General features: G+C 72.3%; 32 protein-coding genes. 15 read left to right on the top strand and 17 right to left on the bottom strand.

The genetic code is table 11. The annotated features are described in order from the left end of the window. Positions 1-20 precede the first annotated feature (20 nt). Complete coding sequence (locus C2L59_RS00585; protein WP_103347524.1) at positions 21-851, top strand: alpha/beta fold hydrolase; 831 nt, start codon at positions 21-23, stop codon at positions 849-851. Here the strand turns inward: C2L59_RS00585 and C2L59_RS00580 are convergent. After that, positions 838-1209, bottom strand: a complete 372-nt coding sequence (locus C2L59_RS00580; protein WP_103347523.1) for a DUF742 domain-containing protein — start codon at positions 1207-1209, stop codon at positions 838-840. The two genes, C2L59_RS00585 and C2L59_RS00580, sit on opposite strands and share 14 nt — an antisense overlap. A gap of 161 nt (positions 1210-1370) precedes the next feature. After that, entirely contained in the window at positions 1371-1514 is a 144-nt protein-coding gene (locus C2L59_RS47715; RefSeq protein WP_199198846.1) for a hypothetical protein, read from the bottom strand. 119 nt (positions 1515-1633) lie between these two features. On the opposite strand from C2L59_RS47715, the gene C2L59_RS00575 reads away from it, so the two are divergent. Continuing rightward, positions 1634-4396 carry a BTAD domain-containing putative transcriptional regulator gene (locus C2L59_RS00575; protein ID WP_103347522.1) on the top strand — a complete coding sequence of 921 codons (2763 nt, stop codon included), beginning with the start codon at positions 1634-1636 and terminating at the stop codon, positions 4394-4396. A gap of 23 nt (positions 4397-4419) precedes the next feature. Here C2L59_RS00575 and C2L59_RS00570 read toward each other — a convergent pair whose 3' ends face one another. Then, a complete protein-coding gene (locus tag C2L59_RS00570; protein ID WP_103347521.1) occupies positions 4420-5781 on the bottom strand; it encodes an NAD-dependent succinate-semialdehyde dehydrogenase in 1362 nt (453 codons plus the stop codon). A gap of 105 nt (positions 5782-5886) precedes the next feature. Here C2L59_RS00570 and C2L59_RS00565 point away from each other — a divergent pair, with 105 nt between their 5' ends. Then, positions 5887-6312, top strand: coding sequence for a hypothetical protein (locus C2L59_RS00565; RefSeq protein WP_103347520.1), 426 nt, complete (start codon positions 5887-5889; stop codon positions 6310-6312). Beyond that, positions 6309-6710 (top strand): hypothetical protein, encoded by a 402-nt coding sequence (locus C2L59_RS00560; protein WP_233223187.1) that lies wholly within the window; start codon positions 6309-6311, stop codon positions 6708-6710. Before C2L59_RS00565 ends, C2L59_RS00560 begins: the two co-directional genes overlap by 4 nt. On the opposite strand, the gene C2L59_RS00555 is transcribed toward C2L59_RS00560, so the two are convergent. Further along, the gene (locus tag C2L59_RS00555; protein ID WP_103347519.1) at positions 6707-7144 is read right to left on the bottom strand and encodes a L,D-transpeptidase; all 438 of its coding nucleotides are present in this window, start codon (positions 7142-7144) and stop codon (positions 6707-6709) included. The genes C2L59_RS00560 and C2L59_RS00555 overlap by 4 nt on opposite strands. Positions 7145-7223: 79 nt before the next feature. Further along, on the bottom strand, positions 7224-8132 hold the full coding sequence (locus tag C2L59_RS00550; protein WP_103347518.1) for a hypothetical protein: 909 nt from the start codon (positions 8130-8132) through the stop codon (positions 7224-7226). Between the two features lie 122 nt (positions 8133-8254). On the opposite strand from C2L59_RS00550, the gene C2L59_RS00545 reads away from it, so the two are divergent. Further along, positions 8255-8560: a hypothetical protein gene (locus C2L59_RS00545; RefSeq protein ID WP_103347517.1), complete on the top strand. Its 306-nt coding sequence runs from the start codon at positions 8255-8257 to the stop codon at positions 8558-8560. A gap of 7 nt (positions 8561-8567) precedes the next feature. On the opposite strand, the gene C2L59_RS00540 is transcribed toward C2L59_RS00545, so the two are convergent. Continuing rightward, positions 8568-9002: a hypothetical protein gene (locus tag C2L59_RS00540; protein ID WP_103347516.1), complete on the bottom strand. Its 435-nt coding sequence runs from the start codon at positions 9000-9002 to the stop codon at positions 8568-8570. Between the two features lie 269 nt (positions 9003-9271). Here C2L59_RS00540 and C2L59_RS00535 point away from each other — a divergent pair, with 269 nt between their 5' ends. Together C2L59_RS00535 and C2L59_RS00530 are read left to right on the top strand one after the other, a co-directional pair. Then, entirely contained in the window at positions 9272-10147 is an 876-nt protein-coding gene (locus tag C2L59_RS00535) for a helix-turn-helix transcriptional regulator (protein ID WP_103347515.1), read from the top strand. 29 nt (positions 10148-10176) lie between these two features. Then, a complete protein-coding gene (locus tag C2L59_RS00530) occupies positions 10177-10887 on the top strand; it encodes a 2OG-Fe dioxygenase family protein (RefSeq protein ID WP_103347514.1) in 711 nt (236 codons plus the stop codon). A 37-nt stretch (positions 10888-10924) separates the two neighbouring features. Here the strand turns inward: C2L59_RS00530 and C2L59_RS00525 are convergent, their stop codons facing one another. Next, complete coding sequence (locus C2L59_RS00525; RefSeq protein ID WP_103347513.1) at positions 10925-11302, bottom strand: STAS domain-containing protein; 378 nt, start codon at positions 11300-11302, stop codon at positions 10925-10927. A gap of 130 nt (positions 11303-11432) precedes the next feature. On the opposite strand from C2L59_RS00525, the gene msrA reads away from it, so the two are divergent. From msrA to C2L59_RS00500, 5 genes are all read left to right on the top strand, one after another. After that, on the top strand, positions 11433-11948 hold the full coding sequence (gene msrA / locus C2L59_RS00520; protein ID WP_103347512.1) for a peptide-methionine (S)-S-oxide reductase MsrA: 516 nt from the start codon (positions 11433-11435) through the stop codon (positions 11946-11948). A 330-nt stretch (positions 11949-12278) separates the two neighbouring features. Beyond that, positions 12279-14555: a M4 family metallopeptidase gene (locus tag C2L59_RS00515; RefSeq protein WP_233223186.1), complete on the top strand. Its 2277-nt coding sequence runs from the start codon at positions 12279-12281 to the stop codon at positions 14553-14555. A 74-nt stretch (positions 14556-14629) separates the two neighbouring features. Next, positions 14630-15145, top strand: a complete 516-nt coding sequence (locus tag C2L59_RS00510; RefSeq protein ID WP_103347511.1) for an OsmC family protein — start codon at positions 14630-14632, stop codon at positions 15143-15145. Positions 15146-15209: 64 nt separating this feature from the next. Further along, positions 15210-16187: an ATP-binding cassette domain-containing protein gene (locus tag C2L59_RS00505; RefSeq protein ID WP_199198845.1), complete on the top strand. Its 978-nt coding sequence runs from the start codon at positions 15210-15212 to the stop codon at positions 16185-16187. Further along, a complete protein-coding gene (locus tag C2L59_RS00500) occupies positions 16184-16987 on the top strand; it encodes an ABC transporter permease (protein ID WP_103347510.1) in 804 nt (267 codons plus the stop codon). Before C2L59_RS00505 ends, C2L59_RS00500 begins: the two co-directional genes overlap by 4 nt. 21 nt (positions 16988-17008) lie before the next feature. Here the strand turns inward: C2L59_RS00500 and C2L59_RS00495 are convergent, their stop codons facing one another. Further along, positions 17009-17425 carry a nitroreductase/quinone reductase family protein gene (locus tag C2L59_RS00495; protein WP_103347509.1) on the bottom strand — a complete coding sequence of 139 codons (417 nt, stop codon included), beginning with the start codon at positions 17423-17425 and terminating at the stop codon, positions 17009-17011. Positions 17426-17427: 2 nt separating this feature from the next. Then, complete coding sequence (locus C2L59_RS00490) at positions 17428-17979, bottom strand: DUF6069 family protein (RefSeq protein ID WP_103347508.1); 552 nt, start codon at positions 17977-17979, stop codon at positions 17428-17430. Between the two features lie 104 nt (positions 17980-18083). Here C2L59_RS00490 and C2L59_RS00485 point away from each other — a divergent pair, with 104 nt between their 5' ends. The 3 genes from C2L59_RS00485 to C2L59_RS00475 all read left to right on the top strand — a co-directional run bounded on the left by C2L59_RS00485 (position 18084) and on the right by C2L59_RS00475 (position 21398). Next, a complete protein-coding gene (locus C2L59_RS00485) occupies positions 18084-19049 on the top strand; it encodes an SDR family NAD(P)-dependent oxidoreductase (protein WP_103347507.1) in 966 nt (321 codons plus the stop codon). Between the two features lie 86 nt (positions 19050-19135). After that, positions 19136-20893: a serine/threonine-protein kinase gene (locus C2L59_RS00480; RefSeq protein WP_233223185.1), complete on the top strand. Its 1758-nt coding sequence runs from the start codon at positions 19136-19138 to the stop codon at positions 20891-20893. Positions 20894-21104: 211 nt separating this feature from the next. Beyond that, positions 21105-21398: a hypothetical protein gene (locus tag C2L59_RS00475; protein ID WP_103347506.1), complete on the top strand. Its 294-nt coding sequence runs from the start codon at positions 21105-21107 to the stop codon at positions 21396-21398. A gap of 372 nt (positions 21399-21770) precedes the next feature. Here the strand turns inward: C2L59_RS00475 and C2L59_RS00465 are convergent, their stop codons facing one another. From C2L59_RS00465 to C2L59_RS00430, 8 genes are all read right to left on the bottom strand, one after another. Continuing rightward, positions 21771-22286, bottom strand: coding sequence for a GNAT family N-acetyltransferase (locus tag C2L59_RS00465; protein WP_103347694.1), 516 nt, complete (start codon positions 22284-22286; stop codon positions 21771-21773). After that, positions 22253-23008: a Sir2 family NAD-dependent protein deacetylase gene (locus C2L59_RS00460; RefSeq protein ID WP_103347504.1), complete on the bottom strand. Its 756-nt coding sequence runs from the start codon at positions 23006-23008 to the stop codon at positions 22253-22255. Before C2L59_RS00460 ends, C2L59_RS00465 begins: the two co-directional genes overlap by 34 nt. 43 nt (positions 23009-23051) lie before the next feature. Further along, positions 23052-23519, bottom strand: coding sequence for a suppressor of fused domain protein (locus tag C2L59_RS00455; protein ID WP_158263006.1), 468 nt, complete (start codon positions 23517-23519; stop codon positions 23052-23054). 132 nt (positions 23520-23651) lie between these two features. Beyond that, a complete protein-coding gene (locus C2L59_RS00450; protein ID WP_233223184.1) occupies positions 23652-23846 on the bottom strand; it encodes a ferredoxin in 195 nt (64 codons plus the stop codon). Beyond that, a complete protein-coding gene (locus tag C2L59_RS00445) occupies positions 23843-24973 on the bottom strand; it encodes an NADH-ubiquinone oxidoreductase-F iron-sulfur binding region domain-containing protein (RefSeq protein WP_103347502.1) in 1131 nt (376 codons plus the stop codon). The genes C2L59_RS00450 and C2L59_RS00445 overlap by 4 nt, the downstream gene beginning before the upstream one ends. After that, positions 24970-25521: a ferric reductase-like transmembrane domain-containing protein gene (locus C2L59_RS00440; protein ID WP_103347692.1), complete on the bottom strand. Its 552-nt coding sequence runs from the start codon at positions 25519-25521 to the stop codon at positions 24970-24972. The genes C2L59_RS00445 and C2L59_RS00440 overlap by 4 nt, the downstream gene beginning before the upstream one ends. Beyond that, on the bottom strand, positions 25518-26459 hold the full coding sequence (locus tag C2L59_RS00435; RefSeq protein ID WP_103347501.1) for an FAD:protein FMN transferase: 942 nt from the start codon (positions 26457-26459) through the stop codon (positions 25518-25520). The genes C2L59_RS00440 and C2L59_RS00435 overlap by 4 nt, the downstream gene beginning before the upstream one ends. Continuing rightward, entirely contained in the window at positions 26456-26710 is a 255-nt protein-coding gene (locus C2L59_RS00430; protein WP_103347500.1) for a hypothetical protein, read from the bottom strand. The genes C2L59_RS00435 and C2L59_RS00430 overlap by 4 nt, the downstream gene beginning before the upstream one ends. Between the last annotated feature and the right edge of the window lie 143 nt (positions 26711-26853).

Genomic DNA, 26853 nt, shown 5'->3' with positions numbered 1-26853 from the left:
GGCGTCACTGGGAGGCTGAGATGCAGGTCGAGCTGTCCGCGGGCACCGTCGAGTACACCGACACGGGCGGGGACGGCCCGGTCGTCGTCTTCGTCCACGGCCTCCTGATGGACGGCTCCCTGTGGGACGGCCCGGTGGCGGAGCTCCCCGGCCTGCGCTGCCTCGCCCCGACGCTGCCGCTGGGCGCGCACCGGCACCCGATGCGGGCCGGGGCCGACCTGTCCCTGCCCGCCATCGCGCGGCTGCTCGCCGAGTTCCTGGAGCGGCTCGACCTGCGGGACGTCACCCTGGCCGGCGTCGACACCGGCGGCGCGCTGGTCCAGCTGCTCATGGTCGGCGGCGCCCCGCGGGTCAGCCGCGTCGTACTGGCGTCTTGCGACGCCTTCGACAACTTCCCGCCCGGCCTCACGGGCAAGACCCTGTTCTTGACCGGGAAGCTTTCGCCGCGCCTGTTCGGGCTGTTCATGCAGCAGATGCGGCTGCGCGCGGTACGCCGGCTCCCGATCGCGTTCGGCCGGCTGACCAAGCGCGGGGACGCGGCCACGGCCCGCTGGATCCGTCCGCTGCTGACCCAGGCCGGCGTCCGCCGCGACACGGTCCGCGTGCTCCGGGCGGCCGCCGCCGAACCGGGCATCCTGCTGGACGCGGCCGAGCGGCTACCGGGCTTCGACCGCCCCGCGCTCGTGGTCTGGGCCACCGAGGACCGCGTGATGCCACCCGAGCACGGCCGGCGGCTGGTTTCCCTGCTGCCCAAGGGGGAGCTCGCCGAGGTGGCCGACAGCTACACGCTGCTGCCGCTGGACCAGCCCGCGGAATTCGCCCGGCTGATCCGGGAGTTCACAGCCGGCTGAGGCCGTGGAGGATGCGCTTCATCAGGTCCATGTTCGGCCGGTTGCCGTTGCCGCGCTTGGCGGTGTGCACGGCGACGAGGCCGCGATCGGCGAGGTCGGAGAGCAGGACCCGCGCCACGCCGAGCGGCAGCCGCCGCCGCGCGGCCACCTCGGCAACCGACTGCGAGGTGCGGCACAGCACGCAGATCTCCGACTCTTCCGGGCTGCTTCCCCGCGTCATGGCGCGGCCGCGCGCGGTGGTCGAGACGAGCGTCTCGACGGGAAGGTCACGCGTCGGCCGGGTCCGGCCGTGGGTGCGGAAGTACGGACGGACGAGTCCCGCCGCCCCTCCGTCTTCGAGCGCGGTCCCCCAGTGCACAGCCAGCTCCTCACGGCGATTAATCCTTGTCGGCGATTATTCGACACCGTGATCGACTCCACCGCAATCGACCGAACAGGCTAACGGACGGTTAACTGCAGGTCAGGGAAACGCCGTTCAACGACACCACTCAGGGGTAGGAAGGTCATCCGGCGGGATTATCAGCGTTCTGACAACTCAGCCGGCTCCCGAGCCGCCCGGGCGCGGCCCAGCAGGCGCGTCACCCGCCGCCGCCACCGCCTGACCGCGGCGAACTCGTGCCGGACCTCGGCCATGCGGGCGCGGACGTAGCTTTCGTGGATCATTTTCGGCTCCCCCTGCTCGTCGGTGCCGTCACGGTGCGCCAGGGCCCGTTGGGAAAACCTTGGCCAGACCTTGTCCGGGCGGCGCCGATCCGCTACGCCTGAGGGCAGGGAGGGTTGCCGTGGTGGAGCTGCGGGTGCTGGGCGCCGTCGAGGTCGTGGCCGGCGGCACCCGGCTGGACGTCGGGCACGCGCGCCAGCGTGACGTGCTGGCGGTGCTGCTCCTGGACGTCGGGCGGGCGGTCCCGGCCGACCGGCTCATCGACCGCGTGTGGGGCGAACGGCCGCCCCGGCAGCCGCGGAACTCGCTTTACGCCTACGTCTCGCGGCTGCGGGCGCTGCTGGGTGCGCTCGACGGCGTGACGATCGAGCGCGAGCGTGACGGCTACGTCCTGGTCGCCGATCCGCTGGCGGTCGACGTCCACCGGTTCGACCGGCTCGTCCAGCAGGCGAAGACGACGGCGGACGACCACGCGGCGCTCGCGCTGTACGACGAAGCACTGGCGCTCTGGCGCGGGACTCCGCTGAGCGAGCTCGATTCGCCGTGGGTGGCCGGGGTCCGCAGCGAGCTGGAGCGCAAGCACGAGACGGCTCTGCTGGACCGCGACGACCTCCGGCTGCGCACCGGCGCCCACGCGGCCGTGCTCGCCCAGCCGCAGCCGGACGCCGGCGAACGGGCGGCGGCGCAGCGGATCGAGGCGCTGTTCCTCGACGGACGTCCGGCCGACGCGCTGCGGGAGTACGAGGCGGTCCGCGCACGCCTGGCCGACGAGCTCGGCGCCGACCCGGGCCCGCGGCTGCGCGGCCTCCACGCCCGGATCCTGACCGGCGCCGGCCCGGAACCGCGGCAGCTCCCGGCCGCGGCGCCGTCGTTCTCCGGACGCACCGGCGAGCGGGCGGCGCTCGACCGGATGCTGGCCGCCGAAGGCGCGGTCGCGGTGATCTCCGGCGCGGGCGGGCTCGGGAAGACGTGGCTGGCCGTGCGCTGGGCGACCGACCACGCGAGCCGCTTCCCCGACGGCCAGCTCTACGTCGACCTCCGCGGCTTCGACCCGGCCCACGAGCCGGTGCCCGCCGAGCGGGCCGTGCGCGGGTTCCTCGGCGCGCTGGGCGTCGCCGCGGCGTCGATCCCGCCGGAACCGGACGGGCAGGTGGCGCTGTACCGCAGCCTCACGGCCCGCCGCCGCCTGCTCGTGGTGCTCGACAACGCGCGCGACACCCGGCACGTGACGCCGCTGCTGCCCGGCGGGTCGTCGTGTTCGGTCCTGATCACCAGCCGCCACGAGCTGGGCGGGCTGCTCACCACACACGGCGCGAGCGCGTTGCCGCTGCGCACCTTGGACGAACCGCAGGCGCGGGAGCTGCTGGCGGACAAGCTGGGCGCGGCCCGGCTGGCCGAAGAACCCGAGGCGGCGCAGGAAATCCTGGACCGCTGCGGCGGGATGGCGCTGGCGCTGGCGATCGCCGCCGCCCGCGTCGCGGTTCAGCCGGGCGGGCGGCTGGCCGCACTCGCCGCCGAACTGCGCGAGAGCCGCTTGGACGCCCTGGACACCGGCGAGCTGACGGCGAGCCTGCGCGCGGTGTTCGACGCGTCCTGCCGTTCCCTCCCGCCCGAGACCGCCTCGGCGTTCCCCCTGCTGAGCCTCATGCCGGCCGCCGACATCAGCCGCACGGCGGCGACCGCGCTGCTCGGCGACGCGCGAGCCGTGCGCGTGCTGTGCGCGGCGAGCCTCCTGGAGGAGCACCAGCCGGGCCGGTTCCGGATGCACGACCTGGTCAAGCTGTACGCCGCCGAGCTCCTGGATCCCGCCACCCGCCTCCCGGCGTCGACCCGCCTGTTCGACCACTACCTGTCCTGGGCGGCGGCGGCCATGGACCTGTTCTCACCCCACGAGCCCTACCTGCGGCCACCGGCACCGGGCCCACGTCCGGCTTTCGCCTCGGCGGCGGAGGCGCGGGCGTGGCTGGACGCCGAGCGAGCCTCGATGCTGGCGTTGGCCACGAGCGCCCCCTTGGCGGACCACGTGATACGCCTGTCGGCAACGCTCTGGCGCTACCTATACGTGGCGGCCCACCACCACGAGGCCCTGGCGCTCCACACAACGGCGTTGACCTTGACCCGCCCGGGCACGCAAGAGCAGGGATTCGCCCGCCACGCCGTCGGCATGTCATCGACGTTCCTAGGCCGCTTCGACGCGGCAGCCGAACATCTCGAAGAGGCACTCTCCCTTGCGCTCGCGCAGGGAAACGACCTCCTGGAGAGCATGACCCGCAACAGCATCGCCACGATCGAAGACATCCGCGGCCACCGCCAGGCGGCCCGCACCCAGCTGCATTCGGCCCTCGATGCGGCCCGCCGGACGCGCTACCCGCTGCTGGAGGGAATAGCGCTGTGCAACATAGGAGAGCACCACCGCTGGTGCGGAGACCACGAGAAGGCGGTGGAGTACCTCCACCAAAGCGGCCGGATAGCCCAGAACCTGGGATCTGCGGGCCTCGGCGGCCCGGTACTGGCGGCCCTGGGCAGCGCGTATGCGGGACTGGGTCGACTGGAGGAAGCGAACGACCATTTCCGCCGGGCGTTGGAGTTCGCCCGATCGGGCGGTAATACGAATCTGGAAGTAACGGCACTCAACGACTTCGCGGCTACCCAGAGCGGGAGGCAAGCGATTGCGTTGTACGAGAAGGCGTTGAGTTTGGCTCGCCGGACGGGTCACCTGCGCGAGCGCGCCGCTGCGCATCATGGTCTGGGGATGGCATTTTTGGCAGCCGGCGACCGGGTGTCGGCGAATTCTCATCTGGAGGAGGCGTTGGCCGCGTATGCCGAGTTGGGGGCGCCGGAGGCTGCGGCGATACGGGAGTTGCTTGGTGAAGGTTCGTCGTGACAGGGACTTGACGGGGCAGCAGGTCAGAGGCGGATCGGCTTCTTGTTCATGAACTCCTCAATCCCCAGCGCCCCCAGCTCCCGCCCCATCCCCGACCGCTTGATCCCGCCGAACGGCAGATCCGCCTCCGACCCACCCGACTTGTTCACGTAAACCATCCCCGCCTCGATCCCTCGCGCCACCCTGGCCGCGCGCGCACGGTCCGCGCTGAACACACTCGCCCCCAGCCCGAATGGCGTGTCGTTCGCCAACGCCACCGCCTCCGATTCGCTCGAGGCCCGGAACAGCAACGCCACCGGCCCGAAGATCTCCTCGTGGTACGCCGCCATCTCACGCGTCACGTCCGTCAGCACCGTCGCCTCCACATACGCTCCCGGCCCCGGGACACGATGGCCGCCCGCGCGTAACGTTGCGCCCGAGGCGATTGCCGTCTCGATCTGGGCCGCCACCTCCTCCGCCGCCGCCACTGAAGCCAATGGGGGCAATGTCGTCGACGGGTTTGCCGGGTCCCCTGGGACGTAGTACTCCGTCACGCGCTTGGCGAAGCGGTCGGTGAACTCCTCGTACAACTCGTCCAGCACGATGATGCGCTTCGGGGCGTTGCACGACTGGCCGCAGTTGCGCATGCGGGCCGTGGCCGTTGTTCGGACCGTTTCGTCCAGGTCGTCCGTGTCCAGCACGATCAGCGGGTCCGATCCGCCCAGTTCCAGGACGCACCTCTTGAGGTTGCGGCCCGCCTCCGCCGCCACCGCGATGCCCGCCTGCTCGCTGCCCGTCAGCGACACCCCCGCCAAGCGCGGGTCCGCCAGCATCCACGGGACCTGCCGGCTCGACGCCCACACGTTCACGTACGCGTCCTCCGGGACGCCGGCGTCCCGCAACACCGCCTCGATCGCCGACGCCGAGCGGGGGCAGATCGAGGCGTGCTTGAGCAGGATCGTGTTGCCCAGCACCAGGTTCGGTGCCACGAAACGGGCCACCTGGTAGCACGGGAAGTTCCACGGCATCACGCCCAGCAGCGCGCCGATCGGCTCCTTCGTCAGCACCGCTTCGCCGCCGCGGATCGGGAGGGGCTCGTCCGCCAGCAGGTCCGGGCCGCGCTCGCCGTAGTAGCGGAAGATGTCCACGACCACGCCGACTTCGCCGCGGCCTTCGTTGATGCGCTTGCCCATCTCCAGGGTCATGGTCCCGGCCAGCTCGTCCGCTCGCTCGGCGAACAGCTCCGCCGCGCGCAGGACGACCGCGGCGCGCTCGGCGACCGGGCGGGCGCGCCACGCCCGGTACCCGCGGTGCACCCGGTCGATCGCGGCGCGGACCTCCTCGTCGGCCGCGTTGGGGATCTCGTTCAGCAGCTCCCCCGTTGCCGGGTTGGTGACTGTGTACAAAACGGCCTCCTTTGCCAGCCTACTGGATACTGTATACACCATGTCGGTGATGATCGGCACCCGCGCGGCGGTACCCTTGCCCGCTTGATCGACTATCGTTCCCCCATGACGCTGGAACTCGCCGGCGGACCCGATTTCGCCGCAGCAGCCCCGGAAAACCCGCGCTGGACCCGGCGGTACGCCGGCGGCGCGGTTACCTTCCGCAGCCCCGCGCGCACCCCGGAACGCATGCCCCGCGTGTGGAGCGGACGCGGTCTCGGCCTGCCGGACGCCGAGCTGGCGGAGTTCGCCGGGCAGCTGCGCCGCGTCATGAAGCACGACGCCTACTGGGCGGCCCGGAACCCGAGTGCGGGTGAGGCGAAGGTCTGGACACCAGGCCGCTACGACGACGAAGACGGTTTCGTGTACTTCGCCGGCCCGTGCACCCACGGCGACCCTTGGCCCGGCTACCGGCCCGCGCGGACCTTCACCATCGCGCTACCCTGCGTCCGCGGCCTGCGGATCCGGGTGGCCGCCTACCTGGCCGGATGAACCCGGCAAAGGCGGGCGCCGTCGCCGCCGTGGTCAGCGGCATACCGTCGACCGTCCACGCGCTCGTCACCGGCGGTGACGTCCTGGCGGCCACCCGCGCGGCGGGCACCCTGCTGCCGGGCCGGCGCGACCGGCCCGGCGTCGCCGCCGGGCTGGTCGCGCACGTCTTCGTTTCCGCGGTCTGGACCAGCGTGCTGGCCGCGACCGGCCGCCGGCACCGGCTGGGTGCCGGCGGCGGCGCGGTCGCCGGGCTGCTCATCGCCGCGCTGGACCTCGGGATCGCGGCCCGCGGCTACCCCGCCGTGCGGGCGTTGCCGCGCGGGCCGCAGATCCTGGACCACCTGGTGTTCGGCGCCGTCACCGGCGCGCTGCTCGACCGTCCACAACGGACGGATTAGGGTACGACCTCGACGACGTCACCCGGGCTGAGCGAGGTGTAGAACTTCACCGCGGCGGCGTGCGAAAGGTGCACGCACCCGTGGGACTTGACCTTCAGGCTGCCCTGGTGGAACGCGACCCCGGTGGTGGTGAAGAACACCGAGTACGGCATCGGCCCGTTGAACTGCTTGCTGTAGTGGTCGACGTCCTTGTACTGCACGTGGAACTTCCCCACCGGGGTCGGGTACTTCGGCAACCCCACGGTGATCGGGACGCCGCCGTAGGTGACGTTCCCGGCGCCGTCGGTCAGCCACGCGGTATTCGAGCTGCGCTGGACGCAGGCCTTCGCTTCGGCACTGCACGGCGTCGACGCCGCTTCGGCCGTTCCCGCGAACGCCACGGTCCCCGCCATCGCGGCGACCCCGCCCAGTAGCGCGATCATCCTCCGGTTCATCGTGTGCCTCCCGTTGTCGTTCGGCTACGCAAGGAGAGTGCCCATCGGGGCGATCTTCGAACCGGTGGCGGCCGGAATTTCAGTCCTGTGGTTGCGCTAGCCCGAGGAACTCGGCTTGTTCGCGGTCGTAGCGCCGGGTCAGGCCGGTTCCGTAGCGGTCCCACCAGTTCTGCGTGTGGCCGCCCTGGGTGGTCGTCGTCCCGCCGTAGACCTGGCGGTCGTATTCGACGCGCGCGTCGCGGAACTCCTGCTGGAACTGCTCCGGCGTCAGGCCCTGGACGTGCTGGATCGTCGCGTCGCCGAGGGTGCGCGAGCTCCGCACGATGTCCTCGCCCGCCATGTGGTTGAGGATGGCCCGGACGCCGCCGGCGCCGCGCATGTGCGCGCCGGACATGATCGCGGCCTGGGTGCCGGGATCGGTGAAGTTGAGCGCGCCGGCCGTGCGCGCGTTGGCGGTCATCAGGTCGGCGACGACCGCGCGTTCTTCGGCGCTGCCGATGCCGTACTGCTCGCGCGCGGCGATGATCCGGTCGTAGCCGTTGTGCATGTTCTGCCGGAAGCCGTAGGCCTCGGGCACGCCGCCCTGCTCCCCCGTCGCGCCTTCGGACCGCATGATCGAGTCGACGACCCGCGGGTCGAGCTGCGGCGGCGCGGCGGCCGCGGCGGCGCCACCCCCTCCGTCCTGCCCGCCACCGTAGGCCTGGGCGACGTCGGAGTCAGCGGCGCGGTAGCCGTCCGCGGCGGTCTGGACGTGCTGGTTCACGTTCGTCAGGAGGCTCAGCAGTTTCTGCAGCGCGCTGCCGAGCGTCGAGTGCAACGCCGTGTTCGCGGCGGCGACCCCGCTGCCGATCCCGGCGAAGGACAACGCGTCCAGCACCATGCCTTCCAGATCGCGCGTCGCCGAGAAGAAGGACGACCCGACGTCTTCGACCGCCCTGACGACGGCACCCATTTCCGCGGTTTCGGCGCGGTAGGCCCCGGCACTCATGGTCTGCTCCCTCCGGACACCGGCTGTGCGCGTCGAGAATTCCCCACCGCGCCCGCCGGGCCCACGGCCGAATTACCCACTGGTCCCGGCAGGACTGCCCACATCGGCGCTAAGGTCGGGAGATGGACCAACCCCACGACGACCAGAACGTGGTCGAGGGCGAGATCGTCGACGACACCCCGACCGCGGCGATCGCGATCCCGGCGCCGCCGCTGCCGGACCCGGACTACAGCGAGGGCGGCGTGCCCAGCTTCGACTTCGTCCGGGACAAGATCGAAAACCGGTACACCACGTCGCTCGGGGCCGCCGACGTCGCCGGGCTCGGGACCGAGCACACCGCCGAAACGCTCGACAAGCAGATCGCCGACCGCGACCAGGCCGCCAAGGACCGGCTGGCCGAGATCCGCCGGTCCCTGCGCGGCGAGTGACCGCGCCTCACGTCCGGCGCGCGGGGCTCGTCCCGCACTCCGGTGCGCCGCTGCCCCGCAGGAAGTGCGCGGCCGCGTAGCCGGTGCTGCCGCCGGCCGTGCCGCGCAGCCAGCGGTCGTCGCCCGAGGCGGGCGTGCCGTGCGTCCAGCACTCCGCCGCGAACGTGCCGCCCTCCGCGATCCAGCCGACCCGCCGGCACGTCGACGCCGCGCAGGAGCGGACGTTCAGGCCGCTGCCCGTGCCGCTCACGACGTACGGCGTGGGTGCGGTGCGCGCCAGCAGGTCGCTGCCGCCGGCGGCGGGGTTCGGCGCCGTCGTCGTCCCGGGCGGGTCCGCCGCGCCGGCCCTCAGGCCGCCGAGCACGAGGAACACCAGGAAGCCCCCGACGGCGACGCCGGCCAGCACCCGGACGAGCACACCCAATTTCAGTACGACGAACATGGTCTGGCCCCTTCCCCTCGGTGCCGTGCGCGGGGCCCGGATGCGGCCCTGCCCTGCAAGTGTCATCCTGGGCACACCCGCTTTGCAATTCCCACGACGAAATCCCATGACGGGACTACCCCTTCGGCCTAGCCCGTCCGTCAGGAGAAATGCCCGACACGGGCCCCACGTCCACGCCGCGTCAGCGCCAGGGGGTATGGTCGCGGCGCGGTGGGAAACCCACAACGGGCTCCCACCGTGAACGGCCCACCGCCAGAACGAAGGTCCCCATGGCCACCACGCAAGGCCCGATCGTGCCGCGGCGAAGGATCGCGGACACGCTCAAGAACCTGCGTGACGAATCCGGCCGCACCCTCGACGAGGTGGCCGAAGCGCTGCTGATCTCGACGTCGAAGCTCTCCCGGCTCGAGAACGCGCAGGGCAGCCCGCAGGCCAGGGACGTCCGGGACCTGATCCGCTTCTACGGGATCGAGAACACGCAGCTGGCCGACCGGCTGATGCGCTGGGTGAAGGCGTCCGGGCGGCAGGGCTGGTGGACCGACTACTCGCAGACCACGGCGACCCCGGGTCTCGACGCCCACCTCGCGTACGAGACCGAAGCGACGGTGGCCCGGATCTACACGATCCCGCTGCTGCCGGTGCTGCTGCAGACCCCCGACTACGCGCGCGCCCAGTACTCGACCCACGAGCACTGGTGGCCGGCCGAGGAGGTCGACCGGCTCGTCGAGCTGCGCGAGCGGCGCAAGGACGCCCTCGCCGGGCGTGACGGCATGGACCCGCTGAAGCTGGTCGCGGTCACCCACGAATCCGCGCTGCGGCAGTTCGTCGGCTCCCGCGAGATCATGCACGCCCAGCTGGACCACCTGGTGGAACGCTCGACCGCCCCCAACATCGAGCTGCGCGTCTTCCCGTTCACCCACCCGCCGCTGTTCTCGATGAGCTGCATGTACGCCTACTTCGAGTTCGAAGACGAGCTCGACCGCGACATCGTGCACATCGAGACCCACGCGGGGTTCCGGCACATCGAAACGGCCGAGACGGTGGCGTTCTACCGCGGTTACCACGACGCCCTGGTCGCCGCCTCCCTCGAGCCCGACGAAAGCCGTGCCTTGATCCGTGAGATCCAGGCCGGGCTGTTCGGCTGACCCTTTTCCCTTCACGTTGGGACGAACGCATGGCTTTCGCCTTTCCCGGTACCCCCGGTGAGGACCTCCGCCTGGCCCGCAAACAGCTCGACACCGACGGCTACCTCGTCGTGTCGGACGACGAGCTGGGCCTGCCCGGGGCGCGGCTGCGCGAGCACCTGCTGCGCACGTACTTCACCCGGGACGTCCTGCGCTGCTACCCCGGCGACATCCCCGCCGACCGGGAGCGCGCCCGGGACGTCGTGGAGTACGCGTGGCACGGCGAGGTCCCGGAGCTGGGCGAACACCCCGAGATCGCCATCGAGGACCGCGGCGGCCGCCCCGAACGGCGTGAGTACGACCGCACGCCGGTGGTGGGCGACCCGCTGTTCGCGTCGTGGATCCGCGCCGTGCTGGGCCTGCTGCCGGAACACCGCCGCCGGCCGCGGGGCACCTTCGGGGTCAACCTCTTCCGGACGTTCACCAACGTCGTGACCCGGCCGCACGCCGACGGCGAGGAGTTCGTCTTCGTCTACGTCGTGGACCGCGACGGCACCGGCGCGGAGACGACCCTGTACCGGCCCGAAGACCCGGAAACCCCGGTCCACACCCAGCGGCTCGAGCCCGGGCAGCTCATCGTGTTCGAGGACCGGCGGTTCCTGCACACCGCGAGCCCGCTGATCGCCCCGCCCGGCCGCCGGGCCCGGCGCGACGCGCTCGTGTGCACTGTGGACTATCCGCAGACCTACGGCCTGGGCTGACGGCCCGGCCGGCGAGGGCGGCGCCCGCGTCCCGGCCTCACCTCGGCAGCCACCGCACCGCGTCCGGCTGGTAGGCGGCGATCGCCGACAACCGGTGCTCGAAGACCGGCACCTCCCCCGCCAGCCCGGTCAACCGGACCACCCGCTCCACATCAGTGCCCGGCGGGGTGATCAGGCAGCCCGCGATCCCGCGCTGCCGGCACCGGGCGAACGCGCCCAGCATGCCGCGGGCGCCGCGGACCGAGAGGAACTCCAGCAGGCCGAGGTCGAGCACCAGCAGGTGCGGCCCGGGCAGTTCGCAGATGGCGGCTTCGAAGACCGTCGTCCAGCGCAGCACCGAGTCGATGTCGAGCTCGCCCCGCACTTCGACGACCAGCACGCCACCGGGCCGTTCCGTGGCGATGTCGTCGCGCATCGCACCTCCCGGGGTGTCCGGTCCATCGTCCCACGTCACGTCAGGCTTCCGTAACACCCGCGTGGAATCATCGGGGGTGCGGGGCAGTTGTACCGGCTGTAACCCCCGCACGAGGAGAAGGAGTGACGCCGTGACCACGTCAACCGAGAGGGCCGTCCTGGCCGGCGGCTGCTTCTGGGGCATGCAGGACCTGTTCCGCCGTCAGCCCGGGGTGATTTCGACCCGGGTCGGTTACAGCGGCGGCGACGTCCCGAACGCCACCTACCGCAACCACGGCACGCACGCCGAGGCCATCGAGGTGGTCTACGACCCCGCGCAGACCACGTTCCGCGACCTGCTCGAGTTCTTCTTCCAGGTGCACGACCCGACGACGAAGAACCGCCAGGGCAACGACATCGGCCTGAGCTACCGCTCGGCGATCTTCTTCGAGAACGACGAGCAGAAGCGGGTCGCCGAAGACACCATCGCCGACGTCGACGCGTCCGGCCTGTGGCCGGGCAAGGTCGTCACCGAAGTCGGCCCGGTGGGCGACTTCTGGGAGGCCGAGCCGGAGCACCAGGACTACCTGCAGCGGATTCCGAACGGGTACACCTGCCACTTCGTGCGCCCGGGCTGGAAGCTCCCGAAGCGTGAGAAGACCGCCTGACCCTCAGCAACGACGAAGACCCCCTCGCCGCGACCGGCGAGGGGGTCTTCGTCGTTTCGGACCCCTCGAGCGCGCGTGAAGATCACCCGAACGGCGGTGGCCCCGATCAACTCCACAGTGGACGGTCGGCAGCCGGAATCCCAATAGCGTCAATTGTCCTTTTTGGGATGTATTGCTACTTTCAAATAAGACTCCTACGTTCGTCGCTTGTTCACGAGGCTTCGGCACCGGATCCTGATTTCCGCTAAGCCGCACCATTTTCCCCACCGTCCCCGTTCTCGGCCCGGCTCGACCCCGGGTCGGTTCGCCCTGCCCGGAGGAGATCCTTCGATGCAACTGAGACGTCCGATCGTCTTGGCCGCGAGCGGCGCGCTGATCGCCGCGGTGTGCACGACCACCACCGCCCAGGCCCAGCCCGTCACCCCGAACGCCGTCCCCGACGCCCAGACCCTGGCCGTTTCGGCGGCCGCCGGTCTCGTCGCGAGCAAGCCCGCCGCGCTGCACGCCAGCTCGGACGACGTTTTCTCGGCCCAGAAAGCGATTTCCTCGACCAACGGGCTGAAGTACATCCCCTACGAGCGCAGCTACAAGGGCCTGCCCGTGGTGGGCGGCGACTTCGTGGTGGCGACGAACTCGACCGGCCAGGTGCTCGGCACCTCCGTCGCGCAGGACCAGACGATCGACCTCGCCACGACCAGCGCGAAGGTCACAAAGGCCGCGGCCGAGGCGACCGCGCGGCAGCAGCTGTCCGCCGTGGACAGCGTGAGCCCGGCGCAGCAGGTCGTCTACGCGCTCGGCACCCCGGCGCTGGCGTGGAAGAGCACCGTCGTCGGCCGCGACGCCGAAGGCCCGAGCCGGCTCGACGTCATCGTCGACGCCACCTCCGGCAAGGTGCTCAAGACGCAGGAGCACGTCCTCAACGGTGACGGCACCAGCGCGTGGAACGGCCCGAACCCGGTGCACCTCGACACCACGCACTCGGGCAGCACGTACTCGCTCAAGGACCCCACGATCACCAACACGTCCTGCCAGGACGCGGCCAACAACACGACTTTCAGCGGGCCGGACGACCTCTGGGGCAACGGCACCGCCAGCAACCGCGAAACCGGGTGCGTCGACGCGCTGTTCGCCGCCCAGACCGAGAACAAGATGCTCTCGCAGTGGCTGGGCCGCAACAGCTTCGACGGCAACGGCGGCGGCTGGCCGATCCGCGTCGGCCTGAACGACCAGAACGCCTACTACGACGGCTCCCAGGTCCAGATCGGCAAGAACACGGCCGGCGGCTGGATCGGCTCGATCGACGTCGTGGCGCACGAGCACGGCCACGGCATCGACGACCACACCCCGGGCGGCATTTCGGGTGCGGGCACCCAGGAGTTCGTCGCGGACGTCTTCGGCGCCTCGACCGAGTGGTTCGCGAACGAGCCGGCTCCCTACGACCAGCCGGACTTCCTCGTCGGCGAGCAGGTCAACCTGGTCGGCTCCGGCCCGATCCGCAACATGTACAACCCGTCGGCGCTGGGCGACAAGAACTGCTACGACAGCTCGGTTCCCAACGGTGAGGTGCACGCGGCCGCCGGCCCCGGCAACCACTGGTTCTACCTGCTGGCCGAAGGCACCAACCCGACCAACGGCCAGCCGACCAGCAGCACGTGCAACAGCTCCACCGTCACCGGCCTCGGTGTCCAGACCGCGGTGAAGATCTTCTACAACGCGATGCTGCTCAAGACCACCAGCAGCTCGTACCTGAAGTACCGCACCTGGACGCTGACCGCGGCGAAGAACCTGTTCCCGGGCAGCTGCACCGAGTTCAACACCGTGAAGGCGGCGTGGGACGCGATCAGCGTGCCGGCCCAGTCGGCCGACCCGACCTGCTCGGCGACCGGCACGGTCACCGTTTCGAACCCGGGCAACCAGTCCACCGTGACCGGCGCTTCGGTGAACCTGCCCCTGTCGGCTTCCGGCGGCACCGCGCCGTACACCTGGTCGGCCACCGGCCTGCCGGCCGGCCTGTCGATCAACGCCTCCACCGGCACGATCTCGGGCACCGCGACCACCGCGGGCACCTCGAACGTCACGGTGACGGCGAAGGACGCGGCCAACAAGACCGGCACGGCGTCGTTCACCTGGACCGTCGGCACCACCGGCGGCTGCTCCGGCCAGAAGATCGCCAACGGCGGCTTCGAGTCGGGTGCTTCCAGCTGGACCGGCGACACCGGCGCCATCGGCCAGTGGGCGTCCTCGGGTGAGGCGGCACACGGCGGCACGTACAGCGCCTACCTCGACGGCTACGGCTCGACGCACACCGAGGCCGTCGCGCAGTCGGTGAGCATCCCGGCGGGCTGCCACGCCAGCCTGACGTTCTACCTGCACATCGACACCGCGGAGACCACCACCACGGTCGCCTACGACAAGCTGACCGTCACCAACGGCAGCGCGACGCTGGGCAGCTACTCCAACCTGAACAAGGGCACCGGGTACACCCTCAAGACGATCGACGTCTCGTCGGCCGCCGGTGGCACCCTGGCGCTGAAGTTCAGCGGCACCGAAGACAGCTCGCTGCAGACCTCGTTCGTCATCGACGACGTGGCCGTCACCCTGAGCTGAAGCTAGCGCACTGAGGCGGGGAGGCCGGGAAACCGGCCTCCCCGCTGCTGCGTTTTCCGGAGCAGAATCGGCGCATGGACACCGAAGAGCTGCGCGCGACCCAGGCGCCGCTGAAGGACAAGTACCGCGAACACCCGGCGAGCGCGCTCGTCACCCTGCACGCCGACGCCGCACTCGACGGGCTCGGCATCTCCTGCAAGGTCGATACGGGCCGCGCGGTCGTCGAAGCCGGGCTGCACCCGGCGACCGGCGGCGATCCGACCCTCGCCTGTTCGGGGGACATGCTGCTCGAGGCGCTCGTCGCGTGTGCGGGCGTGACGCTGCGGGCCGTCGCGACGTCGCTGGGCCTCGACGTCCGCGGCGGGCGGGTCCGGGCCGAAAATGACCTCGACTTCCGCGGCACCCTCGCCGTGGCGAAGGACGCGCCGGTGGGCTTCCGCGCCATCCGGCTGGCCTTCGACCTGGACACCGATGCGTCCGAGGAGCAGCTCGCCACGCTGAAGAAGCTGACCGAGCGCTACTGCGTCGTGTTCCAGTCCCTGCGGACGCCGCCGGAGTTCGCCGTCACCCTGTCGGCGGCTCAGGGATAAACCCGGAGGACAAACCGGACTCCCTTGGCCTAGCTTGTCGGGGTCACCTGAAGGGGGAGCCGACATGCCACAGCCGGAACCGGACGTCGCCGTCCGGGTGCGGGGGCTCGTGAAGACCTACGGGACGACCCGTGCGCTCGACGGCGTCGACCTCGACATCCCGGCCGGGCAGGTGCTCGGCCTGCTCGGCCCGAACGGCGCCGGGAAGACCACCACCGTCCGCATCCTGACCACGCTGCTGCGGCCCGACTCGGGCGAAGCGCACGTGGCCGGCTACGACGTGCTGGCCGAGCCGGACCAGGTCCGGCGCCGGATCGGGCTGTCCGGCCAGTACGCGGCGGTCGACGAGAACCTCACCGGGTTCGAGAACCTGTACATGGTCGGGCGGCTCTACGGCCGGAAGAAGGCCGCGGCCCGCTCGCGCGCCCGGGAGCTGCTCGCGCGGTTCCGCCTGGACGAGGCCGCCGACCGGCCGGCGAAGGGCTATTCGGGCGGCATGCGCCGCCGCCTCGACCTGGCCGGCGCGCTGGTCGCCGAGCCGACCGTCGTGGTGCTCGACGAGCCGACCACAGGCCTCGACCCGGGTGGGCGCCTCGACACGTGGGCGGTCATCAAGGAGCTCGTGGCCGATGGCACCACGGTGCTGCTGACCACCCAGTACCTCGAGGAGGCCGACCAGCTCGCCGACTCGATCGTGGTGATCGACCACGGCCGGGTGATCGCCCGCGGCACGGCGGACGAGCTGAAGGCCCAGATCGGCGGCGAACGCCTGGAGCTGGTCGTCGCCACGGCCGCGGACCTCCCGAAGACCCTGAACGTGCTGCGCGAGGTCGGCACCGGCGAGCCGGCCGGCGACGACCACACGCGGCGCGCCGAAATCCTCGTCGACACCGGGCCCAAGGCGCTGATCGAGGCCCTGCGCCGGCTCGACGCCCAGGGCATCGCGGTCCAGGACGTCGCCCTGCACCGCCCGACGCTGGACGACGTCTTCCTGTCCCTGACCGGCCACGGCGCTTCCGCTACCGAGGGGGCTGCGAAGTGAACGCGCTCGCCAAAGGCATTTCCGACGGCGGCATCGTGACGTGGCGCAACCTGATGAACGTCCGCCGCAACCCCGACTGGCTGATGGCGGCGACCCTGCAGCCGATCATGTTCGTGCTGTTGTTCGCGTACGTGTTCGGCAACGCGATCGGCGGCGAAGCGGGCGGTGCGGCGTACCGCGAGTTCCTGATCGCCGGGATCTTCGCCCAGACGGTGGCGTTCAATTCGGCGTTCACGGTCATCGGCTTCGCGAACGACCTGCAGAAGGGCATCATCGACCGGTTCCGGTCGCTGCCGATGTCCCGCATCGCGGTGGTCCTCGGCCGCACGACGTCGGACCTGGTCGTGAGCGTGGTGGCGCTGGTCGTGATGTCGCTGTGCGGGCTCCTGGTGGGCTGGCGCATCCGCGGCAGCTTCTGGGACGCCCTGCTCGGCTATCTGGTGATGCTGATGTTCGCGTGGGCCCTGTCCTGGGTGGGCGCGCTGATCGGCCTGGCGGCGCGCAGTGTGGAGGTGGCGCAGAGCGCGGGCCTGATCTGGATGTTCCCGCTGAGCTTCATCTCATCGGCGTTCGTCCCGACGGGCACCTTGCCGCCGTTCCTGAAGGCGATCGCGGACTGGAACCCGTTCACGGCGGTGATCAACGCAACGCGGGACTTGTTCGGCAACCACTTCGGCCCGCCGCAGACGGGCTGGCCGGCGGAGAACGCGGCGCTGTACTCGATCCTGTGCTGCGTGGCGATCATCGCGATCTTCGCCCCGCTGGCGACGGCGAAGTATAGGCGGGTGGCGAGCAAGTGATACCGTCCGAAGAGGACCAGCTCAGTCCTCTTCGGACAGTTCCACGATCGGGATCACCCGTTTCGCCTGGCGGGCCTTGGCCTGGTGGTCGGCCAGGAACGGGTACTCCTTCTCCAGCTCGCCCCAGGTCCGCACGTAGTCCGCCCCCAGGAGGGGCAGGGCCTCCGCGTCGAACTCGCGGCCGTCCACCTCCACGTGTACCCGGGAGTCCGCGTCCAGGTTCAGGTACCAGTCCGGGTGCCGCGGCGCGCCCACGTTCGACGCCACCACCAGCAACCGGGCGCCGTCGCGGTGGACCATCATCGGGACCGTGCGGGGTTCGCCCGAGGTGCGGCCCGTCGTCGTCAGCAGGGCCAGCCGCTCCCGGTGCATGCCGTCGACTTCGCCGCCCGCCCGGAACTGCTCGATCACGCGGCGGTTGGTCTCGCGGACGTCCATGGTCAGCGGTCGTAGTAGCGGGTCGGCGGGTCCTGCTGGGTCCACTGCTGGCGGGTCGGCGGCGACGACGGCGGCGGCGCGCTCTGCTGGCTTCGGCGCCGGTGCAGCGTGCGGGCGCTGGCCGCCATGCTGTTCACCACCGCCGCGATGACCAGGCCGATCACCAGGTTGATCACCGCCGTGGCGATCTTCGCGCTCGGCGTCACCGTCAGGGTCAGCGGCAGCACCACGGCGATCAGCGTGACCAGCACCATGATCCAGCCGAAGAACTGGGACGGCGCCGGCGTCGCCACGCTCAGCAGGTGCATCAGCCCGGTGGCGAGCAGGGCCACCGCGGCGGCGACCAGCGCGTACGTCGTGGTGCTCGCGTTGCCCCAGACGCCTTCGCCTTTTGGGGCGAGCACTTCGACCTCGAAGATCCCCCGCGCGATCAGCAGCCCGACGACGGCGAGCAGGGCTGCGACCACCGCTGTCGCGACGCCGCCCGCCCACAGGCGGCGTGCGTCGATCCCCGGGCGGACGTCCTGGGGCTGGTTCCCGTAGTAGTCGGACATCAGAGCCTTCCTGGGTCGGCTGCGCCTCTCCCCACGATTGTCCCCCGATTCGGCCCCGGACGCGATTTGCGCTGGAGCGCGCTCCAGCTCGTAGCGTCGCGGACATGACCACCGCACAGCACAAGATCGGTTCGGGCTTCGGCGCCACCACCACGGCCGCCGAAGCCGTCGCAGGCGCCGACCTCACCGGGAAGCTCGCCGTCGTCACCGGCGGGTACTCCGGGATCGGCCTCGAAACCACCCGCGCGCTGACCGGTGCCGGCGCCCACGTGGTCGTCCCGGCCCGCCGCCGCACCACCGCCGAGGAGGCGCTCGCCGGCCTCGAAAACGTCGAGGTCGACGAGCTGGACCTGGGCGACCTCGAAAGCGTCCGCGCCTTCGCCGGCCGGTTCCTGGCGACCGGGCGGCGGATCGACCTGCTCATCGCCAACGCGGGCATCATGGCGTGCCCCGAGACGCGCGTCGGCCCGGGCTGGGAGGCCCAGTTCGCCACCAACCACCTCGGCCACTTCGCGCTGGTCAACCGGCTGTGGCCGGCGGTCGCCGACGGTGCCCGCGTGATCTCGGTGTCCTCGCGCGGCCACCACTACTCGCCCGTCCGCCGGGACGACGTCCAGTTCGAGCACGGCTACGAGAAGTGGCAGGCGTACGGCCAAGCCAAGACCGCGAACGTGCTCTTCGCCGTGCGCCTCGACGAGCTGGGCGCCGGGAAGGGTGTCCACGCGTTCGCGCTGCACCCCGGCGGCATCATGACGCCGCTGCAGCGCCACCTGTCCCGCGAGGAGCGGATCGAGCGCGGCTGGATCGACGAAGCCAGCAACTACCTGGTGAAGTTCAAGACGCCGGAGCAGGGCGCGGCGACCACGGTCTGGGCCGCGACGTCGCCGCAGCTGACCGGGCTCGGCGGGCTGTACCTGGAGGACTGCGACGTGGCCGAGCTCGCGCCGGACGGCGCCGAGGGCCTGGCGGAATCGGGCGTCCGCCAGTACGCGGTGGACCGGGAAGAGGCCGCGCGGTTGTGGACGTTGTCGGCGCAGCTCACCGGCGTGGACGCGTTCGCGCGGCCTTGATTGTCACATCGGCGGCCCTCCGGACGATACTTCCCGATGTGATCTTCCGACGTTTGCCGGCCACGGGCCCGGGGTATACCGGGCCCGTGGCCGACGAAGCCGGGAGAACGGGGCGCCCGCCGACGAGCGACGGGGACGACCTCACCTGCGGTCGTTACGCACTCGGTGAATTCACCATCACCCCGCGCAGCGCCCTCGAGGACGAACGGCCGCCCGGGCTGCTGGGCGAGCGGTACGAGGTCGGCAGGCTGATCGGCAGCGGCGGCACGGCCCGCGTGTACCGGTCCTACGACGTGCGGCTCGGCCGCGAGGTGGCGGTCAAGATCTACGACCGCGACGCGGTGGCTCTTGACCAGCGCCGCCGGCTGCGCGAGATGACGATCCAGGGCAGCATCAGCCACCCGGGCGTGGTGGCGCTGCTGGACAGCGGCACCGAGCACGGCCGGACGTACCTGGTGATGCAGCTCGTCGAGGGCGAGAACCTGGCGGAGCGGCTGCTGAGCGGCCCGATGCCGGCGGCGGACGTGACGGCCATGGCGGACGGGCTGGCCGAGGCACTGGCCCACGTCCACGCGCGCCGCATCGTGCACCGCGACCTGAAGCCGGCCAACGTGTTCCTGTCCGCGGACGGTCCCCTGATCGGCGACTTCGGCATCGCCCACGCCCTCGACGCGACGCACATCACGGGCACGGGCCTGATCCCGGGCACGGCGGCGTACCTGGCCCCGGAGCAGGTGTCGGGCGAGCCGGCGGGCCCACCGGCGGACGTGTACGCGCTGGGCCTGATCCTGCTGGAGTGCCTGACGGGCCAACGCGAGTACCTCGGCACGATGGTCGAGGCGGCGATGGCCCGCCTGACGCGGCCGCCGAGGATTCCGGAGGACGCACCGCCGGCTTTGGCGTACACGTTGCGCCGGATGACGCAGCGCGAACCGGCCGACCGGCCGTCGGCGGCGAAGGTGCTGAACATGCTGCACAGCCCGCCGCCGACGCTGCCGTGGAGCCGAACGCAGCGCAGCCCCCGCTGGCGCCGGCGTTCGGCCGCGGCGGCCGGAGCGGCGCCGGCCGCCGGAGCGGCGCACCCCGACACGGCCGCGGCCTTCAGCCCGGCTCGAGGCGAGCTGAATTCTGCCGAAGCGAACGCAGCCCGGAGCGCTGCGACCGCCGCCGCCGCCGGCCCGATCCGAAGCGACCGGGCCGCTGCCGAAGCCATCGCAGCCCACGGCGCTACGGCTGCCGGCCCCCATCCGGCTCCAGGCGTCCAGGCCGCTGCCGAAGCGACCCACGCCCCTGCGACCGCCGGCCCTCACCCGGCCCGAGGCGCAGCCCCCACCGCCACTCACCCTGGCTCGCACCCCACCCGTGCCAACGCCCCCAGCCCCACCCGGCGCGACCCGCTTGCCGATGCCCCCACCCACCACCACGACCTCGCGGCCGTAGCGTCCGCGCCGGCCGAGAACCCGCGGCGCCGGCGGGTGGCGGCCGCCGCCGGGCTGACCGCTGCCGCCGTGGCCGCGGTGGCCGCCGTGCTGCTCACCCAGCAGGAGGCCGGGACCGGGTCACCCGCCCAGCCGCCGCCCGCCGCGCAGTCGCCGACCGCCGCCTCCACGCCTGCGTCCGCCACGCCCCTGGCCGAGTCCGGGACCTCCGTCGCGCCGCGCCCCGGCCCCGGCCCCGGTGGGTCCGGCACGCAGCCGGGCACCAGCGAGGCGGCGTCGCTCGAACCCGCCGCCGTGACGCACGAGACCCCGCCGTCGGCCGGGCCGCCGTCGAAACAGGGCAAGCCCCCGAAGACCGATCCGCCCGGCAAAACCCGGGGCAAGGGTCCCGGCCACGACTCGTGAGCCCGCGGCGCGGGACCTCCGGCGCACCGATCCGGGTCCAATGGCCCTGGTGCGGAAAATGCGCGGAAACCGTGCGTAATTCGATTCAGTGAATTGGGACTCGAACCAATAACGACAGGTAACCGGAACCGGGTCCGGCCCGACACACTCCACGGTGCCGCCACCGGGAATCCCCTCCCGGCCGGTTCGACCCACCTTCACGGAGGTCTGGATGAGTGTCCACGCTGTCCTCGCGCGGCCGGTTTTCCGCACATCGAGCGGCCGGCACGCCAAGCCCCGTCCCGCGTGGCCGCGGGTCGCCGGCCGGGCAGTCTTCCTGGTCGCCGCCCTGATCTGCACCGTCGCCGTCCTCGGCTTCGGGTGGCCGCCCGCGCTGCTGGCGATCCCCGCCGCCGCGTTCCTGCTGCTCGTCGCGGGCGTGGCAAAACTGCGGACCGCGAGCCGGCAGATCGACACGATCTTCGCCGAAGAACTGAGCGACATTCCCGTTCGATCCACGCGCTGATCGAATATCACTCGAGCGTGTAGAACTCTTCGAGCGCGGCCTTGGCCGCTTCCGCACGAACCGGAACCGGATCCCGGCCGCGGTCCGTTCGCGGCCGGTGCGCGCGTGGGCGAACAGCCGGCGGTTACTCCGCCAGCCGTTCCGCCGGGAGGGGCACGGGCGGACCGGCGTCCGAGCGGCTACCGGGCGTTCCCACCGTCGGCCGCCGACCGGATCCGCTCGGCGAAAGCGTGGCAGGACCTGAGCGGATCGCCCAGCTGCCGCGGGTCCGGCGCAACGCGGCGGGCTGCCGGCGGGCTGCCGGCGGACTGCCGGGCCGGCTGCCACCTCGTCGGCGACGAAACGTCCGCACCTGGCGGTTCGGCGGGCGGGTCAGCGCAGATCCAGCCACATGATCCGCAGCCCGACGTCCCCGGCCACCGGGTGGCGGAACGCGCCCGGCGCCGTCCCGAGCGTCACGAACCCCAGGCTCTCGTAGAGCCGGATCGCGGCCACGTTCACCTCGACCACGGCGTTGAACTGGATCGCCGCGAACCCGCTCCGCCGGGCCCAGCCGACCAGATCGGTCGCCAGCTGCCGGCCGACGCCCGTGCCGCGTGCCTCCTTCGCCACCATCAGGCTGCCGGAGGCGACGTGACTGCCGGGCCCCGGGCGGTTGGCGTACATGGTGGCCGTTCCCGTCACGCGGTCGCCGTCCATCGCGACGACCACCCGGGCGGGCGGGGCGAGCAGCCACATCCGCCGCGCGTCCCGCTCGCCCATCGCCGGGTCGTACGGGAACGTCCGCTGCTCGGTGACGACGTCGTGGATGATCGGCCAGATCCCCGGCCAGTCTTCGTCGCGGGCTTCGCGGATTACCGGTTCCCCACCTGCGTCACGGCGGCGCACAGCTCGGGCACGACCGTCTCGATGTCTTCTCGCAGCACGAAATCGGCGTCGTCGTCGTACGGCGTCGGGTCGCGGTTGACGATGACGAGCGTCGCGCGGGCCTGGACCGCCACCGAGCACAGCGACGCCGCCGGCTCCACCTGCAGCGTGCTGCCGATGGCCAGGAAGAGCTCGCTCGCCGCGGCGATGTTCCGTGCGTGGCCGAGGACTTCGCCGTCGAGCCTCTGTCCGAACAGGACGAGATCGAGCTGGAGGATGCCGCCGCAGCGCGGGCACGACGGGTCGTCGTCCCCCGCGGCGAGGATGCCGGCGGTCGGGAACCGGGCCGGGCACCGGGTGCACCGCGTGGTGTGCATGGTGCCGTGCAGTTCCAGGACCTTCCGCGCGGCGAGCCCGGCCCGCTGGTGCAGGCCGTCGACGTTCTGGGTGAGCACCCGGACGGCAACGCCCGCGCTGTCGAGCCCGGCCAGCGCGCGGTGGGCGGCGTTCGGCTCGGCCCGCCAGGCGGCGTGCCCCGCGTAGCTGCGCCAGAACTCCCGGCGCACCGCGGCGTCGGCCATGAAGTTCTTGCGGGTGAAGGCGTTCGCCGCGCTCGGAGAGCGCGTCCAGACGCCGTCGGGGCCGCGGTAGTCGGGAATCCCGGACGCGGTGGAGATGCCCGCACCGGTCAGCGCGGCGATCCGCCGGGCCCCGCGGATCCGGTCGATGAGCTTGCCGTCCATGCTGCCGGAGGGTAACCACCCACGGGCGGCGGCACGACCGGATTTACCGCGCGGAATCGGTGATCAGCAGCGGATTGCCGGCACGGAGGCCCGCCAGTACCTCGGCCGTGGTCGTCTCCTGGGCCGCGCGGAGTTCGTCCTCGGTGATGCCGAAGACGGTCAGGAACCGGACGGCGCCGTGCGGGGTGCCGATCGGGCCGAGCACCGGGTCGTCGGCGAACGCGATCGCGGTGAGCCGCGTGTCCGGCGAGCCGGTGATCGGGCCGCCCGGGCTCAGCCGGTGCCCCGCCTCGAACACCCGGCCGGTGGAGAACACGTACTGGCCGAGCCGCTCGAGCAGCGTCAGCGACCAGGGCGCGGGCTGGTCACCGGTGGCCGGGACGCGCAGGGTGAGCTCGAACCCGAACCCGCTGGTGGCGGGGTCGTCGCTGTCTTTGCCGAACAGCTCGGTCAGGCCGAAGGTGACCAGCAGCCAGTACCCGTCACCGCGGTAGGCGCTGAGCCCGTACAAGCCGTCCTGGCCGGGCAGCCTGCCCGTGCCCCAGTGCAGCGGTTCTGCGCCGGGAGGTGCGCCTCCACCGCGGCTTCGATCGCGTCCCAGCCCGCCGCGCTCTCGTCCGGTTCCACCGCCGGAGACTACCCTTCACCCCTTCCGCAGCCGCAACGCCAGCGCCGGGCACGCCGCGGCCGCGCGGCGGGCCTCCCCGGCCAGCTCCGGGGGCACCGGACCGGGCGCCACCACCGGGTAGCCCCACTCGTCGAGCCGGACCAGCTCGGGGAGCAGGTCCGCGCACAGCCCGTGCGCGCGGCAGCCGATCGGGTCCACCGTCACCTTCACGCCACACCCGCCGGCACCCGGCACCGGCCGCCGGCCTGGTGCGCGTGGACGTCCGCGGCGAACACCCGCAACGCGCTCGCCGCGAGGCGGGCCGCGCCGTCCGGGTGGGCGCACGCGCCGCGGCCGGGCAGCAGCGGGAGGCGGCGGGCCAGCCGGGACGTCGACGGGCCGCCGCGCAGCAGCTCCGCGAAGTCCGCCGCGATCGACGGCAGGCCGAACCGGCACGGCCCGCACTGCCGGGCCGACTCCGCGGCCAGGAACGCCAGCACTCTCACCGTGTACTCCAGCCCGCACGCGCGCGCCGGGAGCACGTACACGGCCGCGATGCCCGGCAGGCCGCCGTCGAGGTCCGCCGTCCAGCTGCCGCCGCAACCACCGGCGAGCACGGCCTGCACCGGCTCCGCTTCGCCGCCCGCCGCGGCCAGCACCCCGGCCAGGGACGTCCCGGCGGGCACTTCGGCGACGCCGGGCCGCCGGACCGCGCCGGTCACCGTGACCAGGTCGGTCCGGGCCGCGCGGTAGTGGTGCGGGCCGAGGAGGACCGCCGACGCCAGCTGCGCCAGCGTGTCCACATTGGACACCAGCGTCGGACGGCCGTGCACCCCGCGTTCGGCGGGCCGCGGAAGCTTGCCGAGCGGCCGCGCGTCCCCCGACGTCAGGTAGCGGACGAGCGCGGTCTCCTCGCTGGCGACGTACCGGCGCGGGACTTCCGCTAATCGCACCGGCACCCGGTCGTCGCGCTCGGCCAGGGCCGCGGTGACACCTGGCAGCACCGGGCTGCCGGCGTGCACGCACAGAACGGCCTCGCTCGCCCCGACGGCGTGCGCGGCGAGCTGCAGGCCGTCGAGCACGAGGTGCGGCGAAAGGCTCAGCAGGGCAACGTCCTTCTGGCTCAGCGGGTCGCCTTCGCACCCGTTCGCGACGACGATCGAGCGCTTCGACCGGGCCGCGCGCAGCTTCACGGCGGTCGGGAAGCCCGCGCCGCCGCGGCCGCGCAGGTCCGCCGCTTCGACGGCCTCGATCAGCCGGTCGCGGCCGTCGTCACCGTGGTAGGCGACCCACGGGACGACGCCGTTGCGGCGCCGGTGGCCGGCCAGGTCGAGCCGGTGCGGGGGCAGGATGCTCATCGGGTGCCTCCCAGGGCAGCGAACTTGCGGGCGTGCGCGGCCCGGTAGGCGGCGACGGCGGCCACCGCCAGTACGCACAGCGCGTCGAGCGCGACGATCCAGCCGTACGCGGAATCGTTTTCGGCCATGCCGAAGCCGTGCACCAGCGCGATGGGCCAGCACAGGTAGGCGAGCCAGTGCACAGCCCGCCAGGCCCGCGCCGGGATCCGGGTCCGCACCAGGCTGGTGACGACGATGGCGAGCAGCAGGTCGACCGCGACGGCGCCGAGGCCGACCCACAGCGGCCGGTAGCCGGCGCCGAAGGGGACGACGACGTCGAACCAGCCGAGCGGGACGTAGCCGTCGAGGACCGCCGACGCGATGTGCACGGCGAGGAACGCGAGGCTGGTCAGGGCGAGGTTCCGGTGCACGGCGGCGACGGTGAACCGCGGCCACCCGCGCGTGGCGAACCGCCCGGCGCCGAGCGCGCCGAGGACGACGACCGAGGTGAAGAGCACCAGCGAAACGAGCCCGGTGGCACGGCTGAAGTACCAGACGGCGGAGCTCACGACGGCCACCCGGGCGTGGTGACGACGTCGCCGCCGACGCCGACGAGCCGCGCGGGCAGCCGCCGCCGCGCGAGCCAGTCCGGCGCGCCGGAGCCGAGCACGATCGCGGCGGTGCTCGCGGTATTGGCGTCCACAGCGGACTTGGCCACGACGGTGACGGTGCGCCAGCGCGGCCCGGGCAGGTCCCCGGTCCGCGGATCGACGATGTGGTGCACGGTCCGGCCGCCGCGGCGCCACCGCCGCCGGGTGGTCCCGGAGGTGGCGAGGGCCCCGTCACGGGTGAGGGCGACGGAGGTATCGGGCCGGGCAACGGCCCCGGCGTGATCATCCCCGAGCGCGACCTGCCAGCCGCCGTCGGGCGAGGCGCCGACCGCCCGGAGATCACCGCCGAGGTTGACGAGGACACCGCAACCGAGGGCGGCGTGGATGCGGCGCGCGGCCCGGTCGGCGGCGAGGGCTTTCGCGGTCGCGCCGAGGTCGAGCTGCACACCACGCGGGAGGACGACGAGCCGCCGGCGGGGGTCGAAGAGCACGCGGTGCCAGCCGGGCGCGGGCTCGCCGGCGGCGGCGGCGGTGGCGGCGGTGGCGGTGGTGGTGGTGGTGGTGGCGATGTCCCGATCATCGGCAACCGACGCGAAATCCCGGTCGTACCCCAGATCCCGCACCGCCGCCCCGACCGTCGGGTCCACCAGCCCGCCCGTCAAGCGGGCCGCGCGGAACGCCACCGCGAGCGCCTCCGCCAGGAGCGGCCCCACCCGGACCTGCTTTCCCGCCGCCTCGTGCAGGCGGGAAATCTCCGAGTCCGGGCGGAAGCGGCTGCAGGCCGCGTCGATCGCCGCCAGTTCCTCCCGCAGGAGGGCCGCCGCCGGAGCCAGCCGGGCCGGGTCGGTCACCACGATCTCCGCCGTTGTCCCCAGCGCCGGGAATGCCGTGGTCACGAGGCCCCCGAGCCCGTGTGCGCCGGGCCGGAACCGGAGCTCAGGCCGCTGTCCGGGGCCTGCAGCTGGTCGTCCGAGCCGGTCGAGGTGGTGGTGGACGTGGACGAGGTGTCCGCCGAAGCCGTCGAGAGGCCGAAGCCGATCGCGCCGGCCGCGGCCGCGCCCAGCAGGGCCGCGGCCGCCGTGGCCAGGGCGGCCTTGCGGCGGCCGTGCTCGCGGCGGGCCGCGCCGCCGGTGCTGGTGGGTTCCATGGAACCGAGTGTCGGCGTCGTTGCTTTGAACGAGCTGGGAGCGACCTGTCAGTTCCCCGACCCACCATTGTGGACACCTACCAATGGGGGTTGACACCGGAAAGGCATCAACCCACTCTTTCCGTTGTCCGCCGGAGGTTTCC

Source organism: Amycolatopsis sp. CA-128772 (assembly GCF_002904295.1).
GTDB lineage: Bacteria > Actinomycetota > Actinomycetes > Mycobacteriales > Pseudonocardiaceae > Amycolatopsis.
The sequence above is the reverse complement of the archived record's forward strand: the minus strand, read 5'-3'. Positions and strand labels throughout refer to the sequence as shown.

Coding starts and splice junctions, on each gene's coding strand:
- C2L59_RS00585 (WP_103347524.1), top strand. CDS start 21: ATGCAGGTCGAGCTGTCCGCGGGCACCGTCGAGTACACCGACACGGGC.
- C2L59_RS47715 (WP_199198846.1), bottom strand. CDS start 1,514: ATGATCCACGAAAGCTACGTCCGCGCCCGCATGGCCGAGGTCCGGCAC.
- C2L59_RS00565 (WP_103347520.1), top strand. CDS start 5,887: ATGACGCTGGAACTCGCCGGCGGACCCGATTTCGCCGCAGCAGCCCCG.
- C2L59_RS00560 (WP_233223187.1), top strand. CDS start 6,309: ATGAACCCGGCAAAGGCGGGCGCCGTCGCCGCCGTGGTCAGCGGCATA.
- C2L59_RS00555 (WP_103347519.1), bottom strand. CDS start 7,144: ATGAACCGGAGGATGATCGCGCTACTGGGCGGGGTCGCCGCGATGGCG.
- C2L59_RS00550 (WP_103347518.1), bottom strand. CDS start 8,132: ATGAGTGCCGGGGCCTACCGCGCCGAAACCGCGGAAATGGGTGCCGTC.
- C2L59_RS00545 (WP_103347517.1), top strand. CDS start 8,255: ATGGACCAACCCCACGACGACCAGAACGTGGTCGAGGGCGAGATCGTC.
- C2L59_RS00540 (WP_103347516.1), bottom strand. CDS start 9,002: ATGTTCGTCGTACTGAAATTGGGTGTGCTCGTCCGGGTGCTGGCCGGC.
- C2L59_RS00535 (WP_103347515.1), top strand. CDS start 9,272: ATGGCCACCACGCAAGGCCCGATCGTGCCGCGGCGAAGGATCGCGGAC.
- C2L59_RS00530 (WP_103347514.1), top strand. CDS start 10,177: ATGGCTTTCGCCTTTCCCGGTACCCCCGGTGAGGACCTCCGCCTGGCC.
- C2L59_RS00525 (WP_103347513.1), bottom strand. CDS start 11,302: ATGCGCGACGACATCGCCACGGAACGGCCCGGTGGCGTGCTGGTCGTC.
- C2L59_RS00515 (WP_233223186.1), top strand. CDS start 12,279: ATGCAACTGAGACGTCCGATCGTCTTGGCCGCGAGCGGCGCGCTGATC.
- C2L59_RS00510 (WP_103347511.1), top strand. CDS start 14,630: ATGGACACCGAAGAGCTGCGCGCGACCCAGGCGCCGCTGAAGGACAAG.
- C2L59_RS00505 (WP_199198845.1), top strand. CDS start 15,210: ATGCCACAGCCGGAACCGGACGTCGCCGTCCGGGTGCGGGGGCTCGTG.
- C2L59_RS00495 (WP_103347509.1), bottom strand. CDS start 17,425: ATGGACGTCCGCGAGACCAACCGCCGCGTGATCGAGCAGTTCCGGGCG.
- C2L59_RS00490 (WP_103347508.1), bottom strand. CDS start 17,979: ATGTCCGACTACTACGGGAACCAGCCCCAGGACGTCCGCCCGGGGATC.
- C2L59_RS00485 (WP_103347507.1), top strand. CDS start 18,084: ATGACCACCGCACAGCACAAGATCGGTTCGGGCTTCGGCGCCACCACC.
- C2L59_RS00475 (WP_103347506.1), top strand. CDS start 21,105: ATGAGTGTCCACGCTGTCCTCGCGCGGCCGGTTTTCCGCACATCGAGC.
- C2L59_RS00460 (WP_103347504.1), bottom strand. CDS start 23,008: ATGGACGGCAAGCTCATCGACCGGATCCGCGGGGCCCGGCGGATCGCC.
- C2L59_RS00445 (WP_103347502.1), bottom strand. CDS start 24,973: ATGAGCATCCTGCCCCCGCACCGGCTCGACCTGGCCGGCCACCGGCGC.
- C2L59_RS00430 (WP_103347500.1), bottom strand. CDS start 26,710: ATGGAACCCACCAGCACCGGCGGCGCGGCCCGCCGCGAGCACGGCCGC.